Consider the following 16,847-nt stretch of genomic DNA (forward strand, 5'->3'; position numbering starts at 1 on the left):
AAGACCCTAGGCAAGGGGAGCAGGACCGCGAACGCCGAACAGCTGCGGATCAGACTCCAGCACCGCCATGGCGGCGTTATGGCCGCCCAGGGCGCTCACTGCGCCACCACGGCGTGCTCCGGAGCCGCACAGCAGGATCCGGTAATCATCCGTGGCCACGCCCCAGCGCCGCGCGGGGGTGTCCAGCGGGGCGTCGTCCTCGGCGAACGGCCAGTCGAGCCCGCCATGGAAGATGTTGCCGCGGGGCATGCCCACCGCACGCTGGATATCCAGCGTGGTTTTGGTTTCGATGCACGGGGTTCCGTCGTCGCCGGTCAGCAGCAGCTCCTCGATCGGTTCCGCCAGCACCGAGTTGAGGGACTTTACGACGGCGGCCTGCAGCGCCGCCCGCATCTGCTCATTGTTCTCCGCCGTGATGAGCCTGTCCGGAACGTGCAGTCCGAAGACCGTCAGTGTGTGGGCGCCCGATGCCTGCAGCTCCGGCGAGAGGATGCTGGGATCGGTCAGCGAATGGCAGTAGATCTCACACGGCAGCGGATCCGGGACTGTCCCCTGTTCCGCGCTCAGGTAGGCGTCGTCCAGCTGGGTCCAGGTTTCGTTGATGTGGAACGTGCCGCCGAAGGCCGCCTCGGGGCTGACGCCGCTGTCCGGCAGCCGCGGCAGCCGCTTGAGCAGCAGGTTCACCTTGACCTGCGACCCCTCGCGCCGGTGGTTCGGATTCGGGGGCTCGCCGGTACTGCCGCCCCTCAGCCCGTCAAGGACCGCGGGTGCGACGTTGGACAGGACCCAGGCCGCGGAGACCGAACGTTCCTCACCGCCGTGGCGGTAGTCCACGGAGCCGCCGGACCGGACGGCGGTGACCTCGGCCGATGTCAGGACAGTGGCGCCGGCATCGCGTGCGGCCCGCTCGAGCTCGCCCGAAACCGCCCCCATGCCGCCAATGGGCACATCCCAGTCGCCGGTCCCGCCGCCCAGGACGTGGTACAGGAAGCAGATGTTCTGCTGGAGGTCGGCGCTGTCCGCCCTGGCGAAGGTCCCGATCAGCGCATCAGTCAGGACAACACCGCGTACCAGGTCGCTGTGCAGCCTGCTGGTGATGGCCGTGCCGATCGGCCGCTCGATCAGCGACTCCCACACGTCCCCGGCCCCGGCTGCCATGGCCAGGCGCTTCGCCTCTGACCGGGTGGGCAGCGGGGACGTCATGGTGGGCCACAGCGCCCCGGTGAGCTTCCGGCACTCCGCGTAAAAGTGTTCAAAGGCCGCCGCCTCGGTGGCCGGCGCCCCCACCGCAGCGAAGGACGCGGCGGTGGCCCCGGCGTCACCGCTGTCGACCAGGAGCCCTCGGCCGGGTCTGCCCGGGTCCGGGGTATAGGAAGAGTAGCGGCGCCGTGCCAGCCGGATCCGCAGTCCAAGGTCGTCAATGATTTCCTGCGGCAGCAGGCTCACCAGGTAGGAATACCGCGAAAGCCGCGCGTCGACGCCGTCGAACGCCCGGGCGGACACGGCCGCGCCGCCGGCGTGGTCCAGTTTTTCCAGCAGGAGAACGTCCCGCCCGGCCTTGGCCAGGTAGGCCGCGGCCGCGAGGCCGTTGTGCCCGCCGCCGACAATAACCACGTCAGGATTGCTGCTGGTCGCCATCTGGCCATCCTGCCATCCCGTCACCTACGCGGGGAACGCAAAAGGCCCCGGTCCAAGGACCGGGGCCAAACGCGGAGACGGGGGGATTTGAACCCCCGGTGGAGTTGTGCCCCACACTTCATTAGCAGTGAAGCCCATTCGGCCGCTCTGGCACGTCTCCAATTGCTATTCCTAGCCCACCAAGGATACGCAGAACGGGGCATCCAGTGCAAAACGGCACCAAAACGTGCCAAACGGGACGTGCGGCGGCCGCCGCGGGAGCTAGCTGTCGGAGCGTCCGGCCAGGGAACGCCACAGGAAATGCTGGCTGCGGCTCTGCAGGGCGGCTGCCTGCCGGTTGTCGGAGGCGCCCGAGTGCCCGCCCTCCAGCGCCTCGTGGAACCAGACGTTGGGAATACCCATGGCCTGCATCCGGGCCGCCATCTTGCGCGCCTGCACCGGACCCACCCGGTCATCGGAGGTTGCGGTCCAGATGAAGGTCTCCGGGTAGTCCACGCCGTCGTGAAGGAGGTGGTACGGCGAGAACGTCCGGATGAACTCCCACTCCTCAGGCACATCCGGATCCCCGTATTCGGCGATCCACGAGTAGCCGGCGGACAGCTTGGTGTAGCGGCGCATGTCCAGCAGCGGCACCCCGCAGGACACGGCGCCGAACAGTTCCGGGTACCGCGTCAGCATGTTGCCCACCAGCAGCCCGCCATTGGAGCCGCCCACGCAGCCGAGCCGTTCCTTGGATGTGACTCGGCGCGAGATCAGGTCCCGGGCCACGGCCGCGAAGTCCTCGAACGCGCGGTGGCGCTTCTCCTGCAGCGCGGCGCGGTGCCACGACGGCCCGTACTCGCCGCCGCCGCGGATGTTCGCCACAACGTAGACGCCGCCACGGGTGTGCGGCGGGGCGCCTTCGCCTGTCCCATCGGCCCCGCCCGGTGCTTCCGTCCGCCGTTCCAGCCACGCCCGGCCGACTGCGCCGCTGTACGCAGGCGTCCGCGACACTTCGAATCCGCCGTACCCGGACAGCTGCGTGGGGTTCTGGCCGTCAAGGACCAGGTCCTTGGAGGCCACCTGGAAGTAGGGGACCCGGGTGCAGTCATCGGACACCGCGAAGTGCTGCTGGACCTCGTAGGCGGAGTCATCAAAGTAGGACGGCGAGGTGCGGATTACCGCGTGCTCGCTCACCACACCGCCGTCCCCGCTGCGGCGCAGCGTCCCCCTGGTCAGGGTGCTGGGCGTCGTGAAGCCGGTGGCCACGAGCCAGAAGTCGTCCCCCGCACCTGGAGCTTCGCCTTCCGGAACGGTCACATCGCCGCCGGTACCGTCGTCGTCGTGCTCCTCGTCGAGGTCGACACTGTCGTCCTCGTCATCAACGGCGAAAGCGTTGACGTCATGCAGCGGCGGGCAGGCGTCCAGCAGCGTGGAGGCCCAGGCGGACTCACTTCCGTTCACGCTGCCAGGCCGTTGCGGGTCCAGGACGCGGATCTCGGACGAGACATCCCGCAGGAGGTTGAGGAGAAGGAAGTTCCTGGTCCAGCTCCAGGACTGCAGCGATGTGTGCGCGTCAGGGGTGAACAGGACCTGGAGGTCGCGGCTGCCCGCGAGGTAACCTTCGAAGTTCGCTGCGAGCAGCGAACCGGCGGGGTAGGTGGTTCCGTTGACGTCCCAGTCGCCCTGTGGCCGGAACAGCAGCCACTCGCGGTGCACGCTCAGGTTTACGTCGGTCGGGGCGTCGATGGCAACCCACTCCCCGTTCCGCAGCACAGACGTATTTTTGTTGAAGAAGCTGATCCAGTCCATGGCGAAGGTTCGCTCGTACCCCGGCGTGGAATCGTGGGCAACCAGCGCCATCATGTGGTCTTCGGGGATTTCAAAGACCCGTTCGGCTGACGCGAGCGACCCGCCGCGGGGGAGCTTGACGGCCGTGCGCGCGTAGGACGAGGACGTCTTGGGCATGCCTTCGGCGGTGCTCGCCACGAGCAGGGTGTCCCCGTCCAGCCAGGAGGCGTTGCCCTTGGCCGTCGGCAGGTCGAACCCGCCGGTCGCAGGGTCCACGAAAGTGCGGGTTTCGACGTCGAACTCACGGTAGCGGTTGGCGTCTCCGCCGTCGGGGGAGAGGGCCAGCAACGCCAGCCGGTGCGGTTCGGCGGCGGCCGGGCGGAGGAAATTGGCGCCGTGGAAAACCCACTCCTCGCCTTCGGCAGCGGCAAGGGCATCGACGTCCAGCAGCACATCCCATTCGGGCGACCCGCTCCGGTAGCTCTCCCAGGACGTCCGGCGCCACAGTCCCTTGGGGTTCTGCCCGTCGCGCCAGAAGTTGTAATACCAGTCGCCGTGCTTGCCCACCATGGCGATCTTGTCCGTGGAGTCCAGCACCTCCAGGATGCGGCTTTCGAGCTTTGCATAATCGGCATCCTCGAGCAGGTCCTCGGTGCGGGCGTTTTGTTCCCGGACCCAGGCCAGCGGTTCCTCGCCGTAGATCTCCTCAAGCCAGATATTCTCGTCGGTCGGTTCGGGCGCCTTCCCGGCAGAGGAAGGGGTGCCGGCCGCGGGCGGGTGATCAGCTGCTGTGGTGGTCATGGCCCTACGAAACAACATCGGCGCGCAGCTAGCAAGTCACATGCAGATACTCTGGAGGGTGTGGGCACATCGCAAAGCATCCGGACGGCACTAATTGGGGCCGGACCCCGCGGCACCAGTGTCCTGGAACGCCTCCTCGCCAACTGGCGGCTCAGGAACCCCTCTTCACCCGGTCCCGATGGCGTTGCGGACCTCCAGATTGACGTGGTGGACCCTTACCCGGCCGGGCCGGGCCATGTGTGGCAGCCGGGCCAGTCCCGGCTGTACCTCATGAACACACAGTCGTTCTATCCCACGGTCATTCCCGAAGACCCTGAACTGGCGGCACCGGTGGCGGGCGCCACCTTCGATCAGTGGCGGGCGGCGCAGCAGGACCGCCCGCTCGCCTCGCTCACCGAGGACGACCATGCCGAACTGTCCGGCCTGGGAGCGCAGGATTTTCCGAGCCGCGCCCTCTACGGCCGCTATCTGAGTTCCACGCTGGACGAGCTGCTGGCACATCTTCCGGACGGTGTGACCGTCCGGTTCCACCGCACCACGGCAACCGCTGTCCGGCCGGCCGGAAACGGTATGTTCGACGTCGAACTCGAGGACGGTGCGCAGTTCACCGTCGGTTCCGTCGTGCTGGCTTTGGGGCACCTCGAATCCAGGCTCAACGCCGAGCAGCGCGAGCTTCAGGCAGGTGCCGGCCAGATGGGGCTCCTGTACCTGCCGCCGGCGGCACCGGCCGACGTCGACTGGTCCGTGGTGCCCGCAGGCGAGCCCGTGCTGGTCCGCGGCATGGGGCTGAACTTCTTCGACGTGATGGGGCAGCTCACCGAAGGCCGAGGGGGGAAGTTCGTGGCGGCTGAAGCCCACCACAATTCGGAAGAGGTTCCCGGGCAGGGGCGGACCGAACTGGAGTACATCCCATCCGGCGACGAACCGCGGATCATCGCCGCGTCCCGACGCGGGACGCCGTACCGGGCCAAAGCGAACCTTGCGGGATACTACCCGGCGGGTGTGGCGCTCCGGTACTGCACTGAGGGTGCCGTCGGCCGGTTCGCGGCGGCGGGAATCACTCCGGGTTTCGATCACGACCTCTGGCCCCTCCTGCAGCGCGATGCCTTCTGGGCTTATTACTCCACCCTGGTCCGCACCAGCCCGCACGCCGTCACCGAGCCCGAGGAGTTCCTGGCCCTGCTCCAGGAGGTGATGCGGCCCCACGCCCACAGCGTCTCCCACTGGGAAGCCGAAGCCGACGTCCTGATAGCCAAGCATGTGGAGCCGGACCAGCGCCTGAACCTCCCGGGCCTCGCCGCCCCCTTGGCTGGACGGTCCTTCGCGTCGCGGGCGGACGTGGATTCGGCGGTCGTGGAGTACCTGCTCGATGACGCCCGCCGCTCGGCCCTGGGCGAGGACGACCCGGTAAAGATGGCCATCGGCGCGCTGCACCACGGCAGGGCGGTGCTTAAAACGGCGGTGGCCGACGGCGGCATCACCGATGAGTCCTGGGTCGCCGGCCTTCGGGGCTGGTTTGAGTCATTCGTCGAAGGACTCGCAAGCGGGCCGCCGGCCATCCGGGCGGAGCAGCTCGCCGCGCTCGCCCGGGCGGGAGTGGTGAGTTTCGTGGGCCCGGACCCGAAATTCGCGCTCGACCGCAATGCCGGCACGTTCTCGGCAGTGTCGCCGTGGGTCAGGGACCGGGCCGTCCACGCCCGCACCCTGATCGAGGCCCTCGCCCCGGCCAACAGGGTTGCCGTCAATGTGTCCCCGGTGCTGGAGCAGCTCCTGGCCGACGGCCTGGTGCGGCCGCGCCTGATGATGACGGCGGAGGGGACCCCGGTGGAGACCTCCGGCCTGGACGTCAGTCCGCACCCGTACCGGCCGGTGGGCGCCAACGGATCCGTCACCGAGGGTCTGTACGTGCTGGGCCTGCAGCTTTCCGCAGCGCAGTGGGGTACGGCCATCGCCGCCGAATCCCGTCCGCAGAGCGGACCCGTGTACCGCAGCGGTCAGCGGACCCTCCGCGACGCGGACGAGATCGCCCGCCACATCCTCGACCGCTGACCCCGTCCGGACCCAACACCGCCGACGCTCTCTCACTTTCTGCGCCCTTTTTGCCGACGCTCTCTCACTTTTGGGGTCTTTTGGGCGCAACGCTCTCTCACTTTCTTCGAGGTAGTGAGAGAGCGTCGCCGGAAGACCTGCAGGTAGTGAGAGAGCATCGCCGGAAGACATGCAGGTAGTGAGAGAGCGTCGCAGGAAGACCGGCGGAGGCGCTCGCACTTCCGGAGGTCAAAAACATGCCCCGCCTCCGGGGCCGGGAGTCTCCCGGCCCCGGAGCGGGGCATATTCAGTGGCTGTCAGGCGGAGAGGCTAGCCCCGCAGGCATTTCTGGTACTGGAGCCAGGCCAGGCCATATTTGATCCAGCCCGCGAAGTCGTACCACTTGGCGGGCGGTACAGGCGCCGTACAGGCAGGGTCCGGGTTGCTGGCAGCAACCTGAACAGCAGCCTTGACCACGGTTCCGGACTCTGCCGCGGTCAGCACCAGGGTTCCGGTGCCCGACGCGGCACCTGCCGGAACCTTGACGTCCACGGCAGCCGCGCCGCCCGAGACCGGGACGGTGCCGAGCTGCGTAACGGTGCCCGCAGAGTCCGTGAAGGAAGCGGCCAGTGACGTGTTGACCGGGCTGCCCAGTGAGGTGAGGTCAAGCTTGGAGACCGCCAGCGTAATGGAGTCCCCGGCCTTGACCTCCGCTGCCGTGGTGTTGACAACAGCAACCGTGCGGCGGGCAAAGTCCGGCGAGACCGGATTGTGGTCCTGCAGGTACTTGATCCAGGCATCGCGGTCGACGAGGCCGGAGTCCTCGGTGTTGGCGCCTTCCTTGAAAATCCGGAAGTTGTCGCCGCCGGTTGCCAGGAAGCTGAAGGTGCCAACGCGGTAGGACTTGGCCGGATCGATGAGGGCACCGTTGACCCGGATCGACGTGATGCGGTCACCTGTGGCGCGGGCGGCGTCGTAGGTGTAGTTGACGTTCTTGGACAATCCCAGCTGCTGGTAAGCGCGGCTGGGAACCGTGCCGTCCGGGTTGGTCTGCCACTGCTGTTCCAGGAGGGTCTTGAACTGTGCCCCGGTCAGGGAGGTGGTCCAGAGGTTGTTTACGAACGGAAGTACGGCATTCGCCTCCGCGTACGTGATGGTTCCGTCCGGAGCGAAGTACAGCTCGTTGCGCAGACCGCCGGGGTTCACGACGCCGATTTCCGCGGCGCCGAGGTCCGGCGCCTTGAGCGCGTCCACCAGGGAATCCGCCACGAGGTTGCCCAGGGTGGATTCGTTCGCGCGGTCGTCACGGGACGCCGGGGTGGTTGCCGTGGCAGGCGTGAAGGCTGTGGTGATATCGGCGGTGACCTTGCCCACCGGCTGGTTGCCGATCACGGCGGCGTCCGCCAGGGCCTTGTCGACGATCGTCTTGACGGCTGCCACGCGCGGGTATTTCGCCACGAGGTCCGCGGCCGTTTCGGCCTCGGTGGGAACGGTCCGCTTGACGTTGCCGGCTTTGTAACCGGTCACCTGCATGGTCGATGTATCAACCGTCAGCTGGATCTGGCCGATGAACTCGCCGTAGCTGCCGGTCTGCACGATGGGGCGCGTCCTGCCGGTGGTCTGGCCGTTGGCATCCAGGACCGGGGCATCCCAGGAGTACTGCTTGTGGGTGTGGCCGGTGAAAATGGCGTCCACCTCGGGCGAGGTTTCGTTGACCAGCTTGGCGAAGGGGCCGCCCGCGGCCACCTCCTGCTCCAGGGTGGAACCGTCGGGCGTACCGGACCCGGCGCCGTCGTGGTTTTCGACAATGATGACGTCGGCGAGCTTTTCGCCGGTGATTTTGGCAGCAACGCGGTTGATGGCCTCAACCGGGTCACCGAACTCAAGCTCGGTGATGCCCGCCGGGGTGACCAGCGACGGCACTTCCTGGGTGACGGTGCCAATGACGGCCACCTTGATGCCGTTCATCTGCAGCACCGTGTACTCCGGGAGGGCCGGTTCGGTGGTGCCTTTCCTGTAGACGTTGGCGCCGAGGTATGGGAACTTGGCGTTCGATCCGCCCGCCACAACGCGGTCGCGCAGGTCCGCCCAGCCGCCGTCGAACTCGTGGTTTCCTACCGAGGAGGCTCGCAGTTCGAGGGTGTTCAACACATCGAGGGTGGGCTGGTCCTTGGCCACCGCCGAAGCGAACAGCGAGGCCCCGATGTTGTCGCCCGCGGACAGGAACGCCGTGGCGCCCGGGGCTGCGGCCTCCCGGAGCTTTTCGATGGTGGCCGCGAACAGGATGGTGTTGGCGTCGATGCGTCCGTGGAAATCGTTGATGCCAAGGAAGTTCAGGTCGACGCTCGCCGGAGTGACCGGTGCGGCCGGCAGGTCAAGGCCCACCACCACGGGATCGTGGTCGCTTGCCCTGAACTGGTCCGGCGCATAGTAGTTGGTCACATTGTTGTTATACCGGCTGTACTCCAGCGCCACGGACTCTACGGAGTTAATGTTCCAGATGTCCGCGCCGGTGACCACCGCGTTTGCTGCCGGCGAGGCGAGGATGTGGTCCAGGGAACCCACCAGGCCGCCGAAGAGGTATGAGTGCTTGGCAGTCCCGTCGGCGTGCCTGGCTTTCTCATCCTGGTTGGCGTACCCGGCGGCTGTGAGGACGTTGATGGGGTCCTCCTTGGCATAGGCGTTGAAGTCGCCCATCAGGAAGACCTTGTCGGTGCCCTTCGACGCCTGCAGGTCATTTGAAAACGCGAGGAGGGATTTGGCCTGCTCGGTGCGGGCAAGGTTGGAGGCGCCCTGGCCCTTGTCGGTATCCTCCGGGGTGGCAGCCGAGCCTTTCGATTTGAAGTGGTTGGCAATGGCGATGAACTTCTTGTCCTCGGCGGCGCCCACCGGTTTGAACACCTGCGCCAGCGGTTTGCGGGCACTCGCGAAAGCAGTGGTGTCATTGTGGATGACGGATTCGCCCACCGGTTCTGCAACGGCCTTCTTATAGATGAACGCGGTGCGGATCATGTCCTCGTCAGCCAGCGGGGGAGCGTTGGCAGGTGTGCGGACGTAGTCCCAGATGCCGGGCGTGGCAATGTTCAGGGCGTCCACGAGTTTGGCGAGCGCGTCGTCGCGGTCCTTTCCGAACTGCGCCGAGTTCTCGACCTCCATGAGGGATACGACGTCGGCGCCGGACTTACCGATGGCCGCCACGATCTTGTCCTGCTGCCGCTTCAGGTTTTCGGCGTTGGCGGCACCGCGGGCGTCACAGCCACCCTGGACAGTGATCGGGTTGCCGTCGCGGTCCCTGTAGAACGTGCAGCCCGCGAGCAGGTCGCCGGTGGTGGGGAAGTAGTTCAGCACGTTGAAGGAGGCAATTTTCAGGTTGCCTCCGACGGCGGCCGGGGCCTCCGCGCGGGTGGCGCCGAAGCTCGCAGGCTGGACGACGCCGGCGTTTTCCGGCGTGAGGTGGGTCAGCGGCTGGAACTTCCAGGCGTTGTTGGCGTAGCTGAGCACCACGTCGGTCTGGAACGTCACCGGGGAACCCACCCGCACGGGATCCGCGGTGGTCAGGTACGGGAGTACCTGCGCTTTCGTGGTGGCGTCCTTGAGGAAGTTGGTGGTGGCGCCGTCGTCGAGCTTGATGCCGCGCGCGGCGTTGGCCGCCACGGTGGACGTGTAGTCAGCCGAGCCGTAAGGGGCAACGGCGGTGGGCTGTTCCAGCGGAGAGTTTCCACCTGCCAGGCCAATTTCGCCGTACTGGTTCAGGGAGTAGTTATCGGTGACGGTCACCGGGCCCTGCGGAGCGAGCAGCATGCCTTCGAGGGATTCACGGAAGGCTTCGTCAGCCGGAAGGGCGAATCCGGTGGACTTCACTTCCGCTGCAGCCTCCGCAAGCGTCTTCAGGCCGGCGGCGTCGGACACGCTCATCTGTGTCATGCCAAAGAACTCGCTGACGGCGCCGGTGATTTCGACGTAGTCGCCGATAGTGACCGAGCCAACCGTTGCGGGCGAGTAGATGAAAACAGCGTCCGACGCCGTGTGGTTGGCTGGCGTCAGATCGCCGCCGGTTCCCGGGGTCTGGACGTAGAAGCCGGCGAAGCCGCCGGTGGGAAATGCCGCGGTCACCTTGCCCCTGGTGGTGACGGTGGCTCCGACGAACGGGCTGGCCGCGCCGGAGCCCTGGATTTCAGCGATGGTCCTGGTTGTAGGGGCAGGCAGCGGATCAACGGGACCCGGATCAACGGGACCGGGATCCACCGTGCCGCCGGCAGCAGTCGGCGTGATGGTGGCGCTGAGCGCGAAGTCGGCGGCGTTGTTGTTGCCGTCCGCGCCGTTGGAGCGGTTCAGGCTCTTGACGTCGGTGTTGCCCGCGGGGGCGGCTGCTGCCTGCGTCTCGAAGGTGTTGGACGTTCCGTAGCCGAGCAGGTCAGCAACGTTGGCGGGCTCGACCACCGAGCCGGTGGCCAGCGGGCTGACCGCGGCGGCCTGCCGGGCGAGGATCAGCGTTCCCGCGGTTCCGGACGGGTTCAATCCGGTGGCCACGGCGTCGGGCGTGGGCAGTTCGGCGGCCGTGGACGTGGCGCTGTTTGTGGCGCCCTGAACCAGGTAGTGCCCCTGCGCCGGGATGCTGCCGCTGAGGGCGGTGACTCCTGTGGGCGCCGATGTGCCCCCTGCCGCCCGGTACTGGAGGGACCACCCGTCCAGTGACACCGGCGCATCAGAGGTGTTGTACAGCTCCACGAACTTGTGTTTGTAGGCTGCCCCGGCGCTGCCTCCGCTGAGGTATGCCTCGTTGATGATGACGGGCGAGGTGCCTGCGGCAGCAGGTGGGACCTCCACTGCAAACGCCGGGGCGGCCGCCAACGGAGCAGCGATGAGCCCCGCCGACAACGCCGTGCCCAGCGCAAATTTCCAAGGTGTGCGTTTCATCCGCTCTAACTCTCATTAGGGTGCCCCGGGTAAGGGGCTCAGTGGAATGTGTCCGGCTTTGTGGGACGGACAAAGGATCCGGACTTTACTCCTGGTCAAGTAGTTTCCGGCACAGCAAAACAGTGTTGAATGAACGTGCGATTGATTTAGCATGCATTCTGCGAGACGTCCCCCAGCGAAACGTTCACCGCCGGGACATGAGCGGCATCGGCCGCCCAGGCACCGGTGTTTTTGGATTTATGCGCTTTCCGGATCACCCCATGTGCCGGCCATGGCAAAAGAATACCGGCCAGTAGCTCCCGTGGAGGCTGCTGGTCGGTATTTCTTTTCGCCAATTTCGTGAGGTGAACGCCTTGGGGGTCCCTAGGCCCCGGCAGTTTCACCTGCTCCGGCCGGCTCGCCGGCTCCCTGTCCCGTGTCTGCCACGATCTTGAACATGGCGCCGGTGGGGTCTGCAAGGGTGGCCAGCCGGCCGAACGGGGTGTTGTCCGGCCCGTCAATCACCTTTCCGCCGAGGCTGACCGCTTTCCCGATGGCGGCGTCAGCGTCCTCGACGGCGAAATAGACCTGCCAGTTGGACGGAACCTCGGCCGGCAAATAGCCGGAAGCGTCCATGATGCCGGCCTTCGCGGCTTCCCCGGCGCCCAGTGTGGTGTAGCGGAATTCAGGGGTGTCGCTCATGACGTCGGTGTCCCAGCCGAAGACGTCCTGGTAGAACTTCACTGCGGTGGCGTAGTCCTTGGTGTGGAGTTCGTGCCAGGCTGCTGCGCCGGGCTCTGCCACGAGCTCGAATCCGGTCATTTCACGTGGCTGCCAGATGCCGATTGCGGCGCCGGTGGAGTCTCCGAACATAGCCATGTGCCCCTGCTCCGGGACATCCATGGGCTCCATAAAGACCTGGCCGCCGTGCTCTTTCACTGCCTCGGCGGTGGCAGCGGCGTCATCGGAGCGCAGGTAGGTGCTCCAGGCGTCCGGCATCCCGGCCATGGTTTCATCCTTCTGCATGAGTCCGGCCACGGACTTCCCGTTTTTCCAGGCCGTAATGTAGCCGCCGTATTTCTCCTCGTCGCCTGTCTGGAAGTCCCACCCGAACAGTTCTCCGTAGAACTGCTTGGCGGTCGCGGCGTCGGATGTCATGAGGTCGATCCAGCACGGTGCGCCGGGAGTGATGTCAGGGCTGGGCATAATGGCTCCTGTCGGTGTCCGCGGCAGCATGCCCGCGGTGAATGGATGGTCGGTGAAGACAAACCAGACACTATTGCGGAGCACCGACACTTTCAATGGTCCCGGTCCGAACTTTCCCTTAACGGCAGATGCCCCGGGTCCTGATGATTCAGGACCCGGGGCATCGTTCGCGGAAGGTAAGAGATTCGAACTCTTGGTACGGGGTTACCGCACACTGGTTTTCAAGACCAGCTCCTTCGGCCGCTCGGACAACCTTCCTTACCGAGTAGTGTTTCATAGGCAGTTGGCTGCGACAAAAACCGTCCGGAGTGTTTGCGGGCCGGCGCAGCCGCTGCACACTAATTTTTGTGGCAGGAAGCAGCTAGGAATCGGGAGTTCTCCATGAAGGCCGTCTACGTTAGCAAGGCCGGCGGGCCCGAGGTGCTCGAAGTGCGCGAGGTCCCGGCACCGGTTCCCGGCCCCGGCGAGGTGCTGATCGACGTCGTCGCTGCGGGCCTCAACCGCGCCGACGTCCAGCAGCGCCGGGGCTTCTACCCGCCGCCGCCCGGCGCCTCGGAGATCCTCGGCCTGGAAGTGTCCGGCAGGATAGCCGGCTTCGGGCCGGACGTGTCCAAGCCGTTCTCGGTGGGGGAGAAAGTCGTGGCACTGCTCGCAGGCGGGGGCTACGCCCAGCAGGTGGCGGTGCCGGCCGAACAGGTGCTGAGGATCCCCGACGGCGTGGATCTGGTCACCGCCGCGTCCCTTCCCGAAGTGGCGGCCACCGTCTACTCGAACCTGATCATGACGGCGCAGCTCCACCCGGGCGAAACCGTGCTGATCCACGGCGCCACCGGCGGCATCGGCACTATGGCCATCCAGCTTGCCAAGGCTTTCGGCGCCAAGGTTGCCACCACCGCCGGCACCGCCGAGAAGGTGGGTACCGCCAAGGCCTTCCTGGGCGCAGATATCGCCATCAACTACACCGAAGAGGATTTTCCCGACTCCCTTCGTGCACAAAACGGCGGCAGGGGAGCCGACGTCATACTGGACGTCGTCGGCGCCAAGTACCTGCAGCAAAACGTTGACGCACTGGCGGACTACGGCCGGCTCATCGTGATCGGGCTGCAGGGCGGCACCAAAGCGGAACTGGACCTCGGGAAGCTCCTCAGCAAGCGGGCAGCGATCATCGGCACCGCCCTCCGACCGCGCCCAGCGGCCGAGAAGGGCGTGATCATGAATGCGGTGCGGGAATCCGTATGGCCGCTCCTGACCGACGGGCGGATCCGGCCGCTGGTTGCCCGGTCCTTCCCCCTCGACCAGGTAAGGGCGGCCCACGAGTACTTCGACTCCGGCGACCACGTGGGGAAGGTCCTGCTGGTCATGTAGCCGGACCAGCCGGATGAATACCCAGTATTGCCCCAGGAGCGGAATCACGCTACTGTAATTCCATACGCGGTATGCACGCGTCTTGGGGGCGCGTGTATGCCGTCGTCTTTGCGACATCAGGGGGCAGCATGTCCATTCGTCACAGTCTCCTCGCCCTGCTCCAGGACAAATCCCGTTACGGGTACCAGTTGCGGGTCGAGTTCGAGGACCGCACCGGTTCAGCCTGGCCGCTGAATATCGGACAGGTGTACACCACCCTGGACCGGCTGGAGCGGGACGGACTGGTCAGGAACGACGGCGGCGACGGCGAAGGCCACGTCATCTACAGCATCACGGACGCGGGCCGGAGCGAAGTCACGGGATGGTTCCAGGCTCCGGTGGGCCGCGGCAACCCTCCCCGGAACGAATTGGCCATCAAACTCGCCCTCGCCGTGACGATTCCCGGGGTTGATGTGGCCGCCGTCATCCAGGCCCAGCGTGTCGCTTCCGTGAAGGCGCTGCAGGATTACACCAAGTCCCGCCGCGATGCCTCCGCCAACCAGCGGAGGGCGGACACGGCATGGCTGCTGGTGCTCGATTCGCTGATTTTCCAGACCGAAGCAGAGGTCCGCTGGCTGGACCTCTGCGAGGCGCGGATGGCCCAGCTGAACAGCCCTGCCACCTAGGCCTCCAGCTTTCGGCGAAAGCCAGCGGGGCCAAATCCTGCCGCTCAGCGCTGTCCTCCGACCGTTCGGCGAGGCGCGCGCGACCCCGCCCTCAAACCAAAATTCGCGCCACTTACGCCTTGCTATGGTGCCATGAGGAAGATCACTCTTAAGTTGGAATTCTCAAGGAGGAGACATGGGCAAAATGCCGGATGGCAAGGCACGGACAGCATTGGCGGACGATGCGCTGGTGCCGGATCCAAATCTTCCGCCAACAGCGGTGGATGAGGCGACGCGGGAAGCCGAAGAGCGAAAATGGACCCCCACGAAAATCGCAATCTGGGCGGCCATCGCCCTGCTTGGCGGCGTCGCCTGGTTCATGCTGGCGATCGTTCGTGGAGAAACGGTCAACGCGATCTGGTTCGTGTTCGCCTCCGTCTGCACATACCTGATCGGATACCGCTTTTACTCGAAGGTGATCGAACGGTACATCACCAGGCCCAATGACCGGCGCGCCACCCCGGCCGAATATAAGGCGGACGGGAAAGACTACGTGCGGACGGACCGCAACGTCCTGTTCGGCCACCACTTCGCCGCCATTGCCGGGGCGGGACCGCTTGTGGGCCCGGTCATCGCGGCCCAGATGGGCTACCTGCCCGGCACTATCTGGATCATCATCGGCGTCGTCCTGGCCGGAGCGGTGCAGGACTACCTGGTCCTGTTCTTCTCGATGCGCCGCGGCGGCCGCTCGCTGGGTCAGATGGCCCGCGAGGAGCTGGGCGTCATCGGCGGCACCGCCGCCCTGATCGCCACCCTGCTCATCATGGTGATCATTGTGGCCATCCTCGCCCTCGTCGTCGTTAATGCACTGGGCGAAAGCCCGTGGGGCGTCTTTTCCGTGGGCATGACCATTCCGATCGCGCTCTTCATGGGCGTTTACCTGCGCTTCATCCGGCCCGGTAAGGTCCTGGAAGTTTCCCTGATCGGCTTCGTCCTGCTCATGGCTGCGATCATCGGCGGCGGCGTCGTTGCGGAAACCGAGTGGGGTGCCGCGTTCTTCCACCTGGACAAAGTCACCATCGCCTGGGGCCTCATCATCTACGGTTTCATCGCCGCCATCCTTCCGGTCTGGCTCCTGCTGGCGCCCCGTGACTACCTCTCCACATTCATGAAGATCGGCGTGATCGTCATGCTCGCGCTGGCCATCATCGTGGTCCGCCCCGAAATCACCGTTCCGGCCTTCAGCGAGTTCGCCAGCAGGGAGAACGGACCGGTGTTCCCCGGAGCGCTGTTCCCGTTCCTCTTCGTCACGATTGCCTGCGGCGCCCTGTCCGGCTTCCACGCCCTGATCTCCTCCGGTACTACACCGAAGCTGATCGAAAAGGAACGCCAGACCCGCCTGATCGGCTACGGCGGCATGCTGATGGAATCATTCGTGGCCATCATGGCCCTCGTGGCGGCCATTTCCATCGACCGCGGTCTGTACTTCGCCATGAACTCGCCGGCGGCACTGACCGGCGGCACGGTGGAAACTGCCGCCACCTGGGTTAACAGCCTGGGGCTTGCCGGTGTGAACCTCACCCCGGATCTACTGGCCGAGACCGCCAGGAACGTCGGCGAGGAAAGCATTGTGTCCCGCACCGGCGGTGCCCCCACACTGGCTGTGGGGCTCGCCCACATCATGCAGCAGTTCATCGGCGGCACGGCCATGATGGCGTTCTGGTACCACTTCGCCATCATGTTCGAAGCGCTCTTCATCCTGACCGCCGTGGACGCCGGCACCCGTGTGGCCCGCTTTATGCTGCAGGACTCCATCGGCAACTTCATCCCCAAGTTCAAGGAACACTCGTGGCGGCCGGGAGCCTGGCTCTGCACGGCCGTCATGGTGGGTGCGTGGGGCGCGGTGCTGCTGATGGGCGTTACCGACCCGCTGGGCGGCATCAACACGCTCTTCCCGCTGTTCGGCATCGCCAACCAGCTGCTCGCGGCCATCGCCCTGTCCGTCTGCCTGGCCATCGCGGCCAAGCGGGGCTCATTCAAGTACCTCTGGATTGTGGCCCTGCCGCTGGCATTCGCGGCCGTCGTGACCATCACCGCCAGCTTCCAGAAGATCTTCTCGCCCGTCCCGGCCGTGGGCTACTTCGCCAACAATGCGGCCTTCTCCAAGGCCCTGGCGGACGGCAAGACGGAATTTGGCACCGCGAAGACCGTGGCTGCCATGGAGGCAGTGGTCCGCAATACCATGATCCAGGGCTGGCTGTCGGTGATCTTCGTGGTGCTAAGCATCATCGTCATCATCACGGGAATCATCGCCACGGTGAACGCCTTCCGCAACGAGGCCGCCGGCGTTGCCCATGATGACCACGAGGACCCGGCCGTGCCGTCCAGGGGCTACGCTCCTGCGGGGCTTATTCCCACCGCGGCGGAGCGGGAGCTCATGGCCGAATGGAACAAACTCCCTGCCGAGCTGCGGCTCGAAAAGCCCGGGCACCACTGATG

General features: G+C 66.1%; 8 protein-coding genes and 2 tRNA genes. 4 read left to right on the plus strand and 6 right to left on the minus strand.

Translation table 11 applies throughout. The annotated features are described in order from the left end of the window. Nucleotides 1-6: 6 nt before the first annotated feature. From J2805_RS09825 to J2805_RS09835, 3 genes are all read right to left on the minus strand, one after another. Nucleotides 7-1,638: a phytoene desaturase family protein gene (locus tag J2805_RS09825; protein WP_309975609.1), complete on the minus strand. Its 1,632-nt coding sequence runs from the start codon at nucleotides 1,636-1,638 to the stop codon at nucleotides 7-9. A gap of 72 nt (nucleotides 1,639-1,710) precedes the next feature. Beyond that, a tRNA-Ser gene (locus tag J2805_RS09830) sits at nucleotides 1,711-1,798 on the minus strand. Nucleotides 1,799-1,899: 101 nt separating this feature from the next. Continuing rightward, on the minus strand, nucleotides 1,900-4,209 hold the full coding sequence (locus tag J2805_RS09835; RefSeq protein WP_309975611.1) for a prolyl oligopeptidase family serine peptidase: 2,310 nt from the start codon (nucleotides 4,207-4,209) through the stop codon (nucleotides 1,900-1,902). 60 nt (nucleotides 4,210-4,269) lie between these two features. Between J2805_RS09835 and J2805_RS09840 the strand changes: the two genes are divergently transcribed. After that, entirely contained in the window at nucleotides 4,270-6,258 is a 1,989-nt protein-coding gene (locus tag J2805_RS09840; protein ID WP_309975613.1) for an FAD/NAD(P)-binding protein, read from the plus strand. A gap of 309 nt (nucleotides 6,259-6,567) precedes the next feature. On the opposite strand, the gene J2805_RS09845 is transcribed toward J2805_RS09840, so the two are convergent. The 3 genes from J2805_RS09845 to J2805_RS09855 all read right to left on the minus strand — a co-directional run bounded on the left by J2805_RS09845 (nucleotide 6,568) and on the right by J2805_RS09855 (nucleotide 12,597). Beyond that, nucleotides 6,568-11,154: an ExeM/NucH family extracellular endonuclease gene (locus J2805_RS09845; RefSeq protein WP_309975615.1), complete on the minus strand. Its 4,587-nt coding sequence runs from the start codon at nucleotides 11,152-11,154 to the stop codon at nucleotides 6,568-6,570. A gap of 363 nt (nucleotides 11,155-11,517) precedes the next feature. After that, complete coding sequence (locus tag J2805_RS09850) at nucleotides 11,518-12,339, minus strand: VOC family protein (RefSeq protein WP_309975616.1); 822 nt, start codon at nucleotides 12,337-12,339, stop codon at nucleotides 11,518-11,520. 170 nt (nucleotides 12,340-12,509) lie between these two features. After that, a tRNA-Ser gene (locus tag J2805_RS09855) sits at nucleotides 12,510-12,597 on the minus strand. Nucleotides 12,598-12,720: 123 nt separating this feature from the next. Between J2805_RS09855 and J2805_RS09860 the strand changes: the two genes are divergently transcribed. The 3 genes from J2805_RS09860 to J2805_RS09870 all read left to right on the plus strand — a co-directional run bounded on the left by J2805_RS09860 (nucleotide 12,721) and on the right by J2805_RS09870 (nucleotide 16,845). After that, on the plus strand, nucleotides 12,721-13,704 hold the full coding sequence (locus J2805_RS09860) for an NAD(P)H-quinone oxidoreductase (protein ID WP_309975618.1): 984 nt from the start codon (nucleotides 12,721-12,723) through the stop codon (nucleotides 13,702-13,704). Nucleotides 13,705-13,832: 128 nt separating this feature from the next. Beyond that, a complete protein-coding gene (locus J2805_RS09865; protein ID WP_309975620.1) occupies nucleotides 13,833-14,369 on the plus strand; it encodes a PadR family transcriptional regulator in 537 nt (178 codons plus the stop codon). A gap of 175 nt (nucleotides 14,370-14,544) precedes the next feature. Further along, nucleotides 14,545-16,845, plus strand: coding sequence for a carbon starvation CstA family protein (locus tag J2805_RS09870; protein WP_309975622.1), 2,301 nt, complete (start codon nucleotides 14,545-14,547; stop codon nucleotides 16,843-16,845). The last annotated feature ends 2 nt before the right edge of the window (nucleotides 16,846-16,847 follow it).

The organism is Arthrobacter oryzae (assembly GCF_031454875.1).
Classification (GTDB): domain Bacteria; phylum Actinomycetota; class Actinomycetes; order Actinomycetales; family Micrococcaceae; genus Arthrobacter; species Arthrobacter oryzae_D.

Coding starts and splice junctions, on each gene's coding strand:
- J2805_RS09825 (WP_309975609.1), bottom strand. CDS start 1,638: ATGGCGACCAGCAGCAATCCTGACGTGGTTATTGTCGGCGGCGGGCAC.
- J2805_RS09835 (WP_309975611.1), bottom strand. CDS start 4,209: ATGACCACCACAGCAGCTGATCACCCGCCCGCGGCCGGCACCCCTTCC.
- J2805_RS09845 (WP_309975615.1), bottom strand. CDS start 11,154: ATGAAACGCACACCTTGGAAATTTGCGCTGGGCACGGCGTTGTCGGCG.
- J2805_RS09850 (WP_309975616.1), bottom strand. CDS start 12,339: ATGCCCAGCCCTGACATCACTCCCGGCGCACCGTGCTGGATCGACCTC.
- J2805_RS09860 (WP_309975618.1), top strand. CDS start 12,721: ATGAAGGCCGTCTACGTTAGCAAGGCCGGCGGGCCCGAGGTGCTCGAA.
- J2805_RS09865 (WP_309975620.1), top strand. CDS start 13,833: ATGTCCATTCGTCACAGTCTCCTCGCCCTGCTCCAGGACAAATCCCGT.
- J2805_RS09870 (WP_309975622.1), top strand. CDS start 14,545: ATGGGCAAAATGCCGGATGGCAAGGCACGGACAGCATTGGCGGACGAT.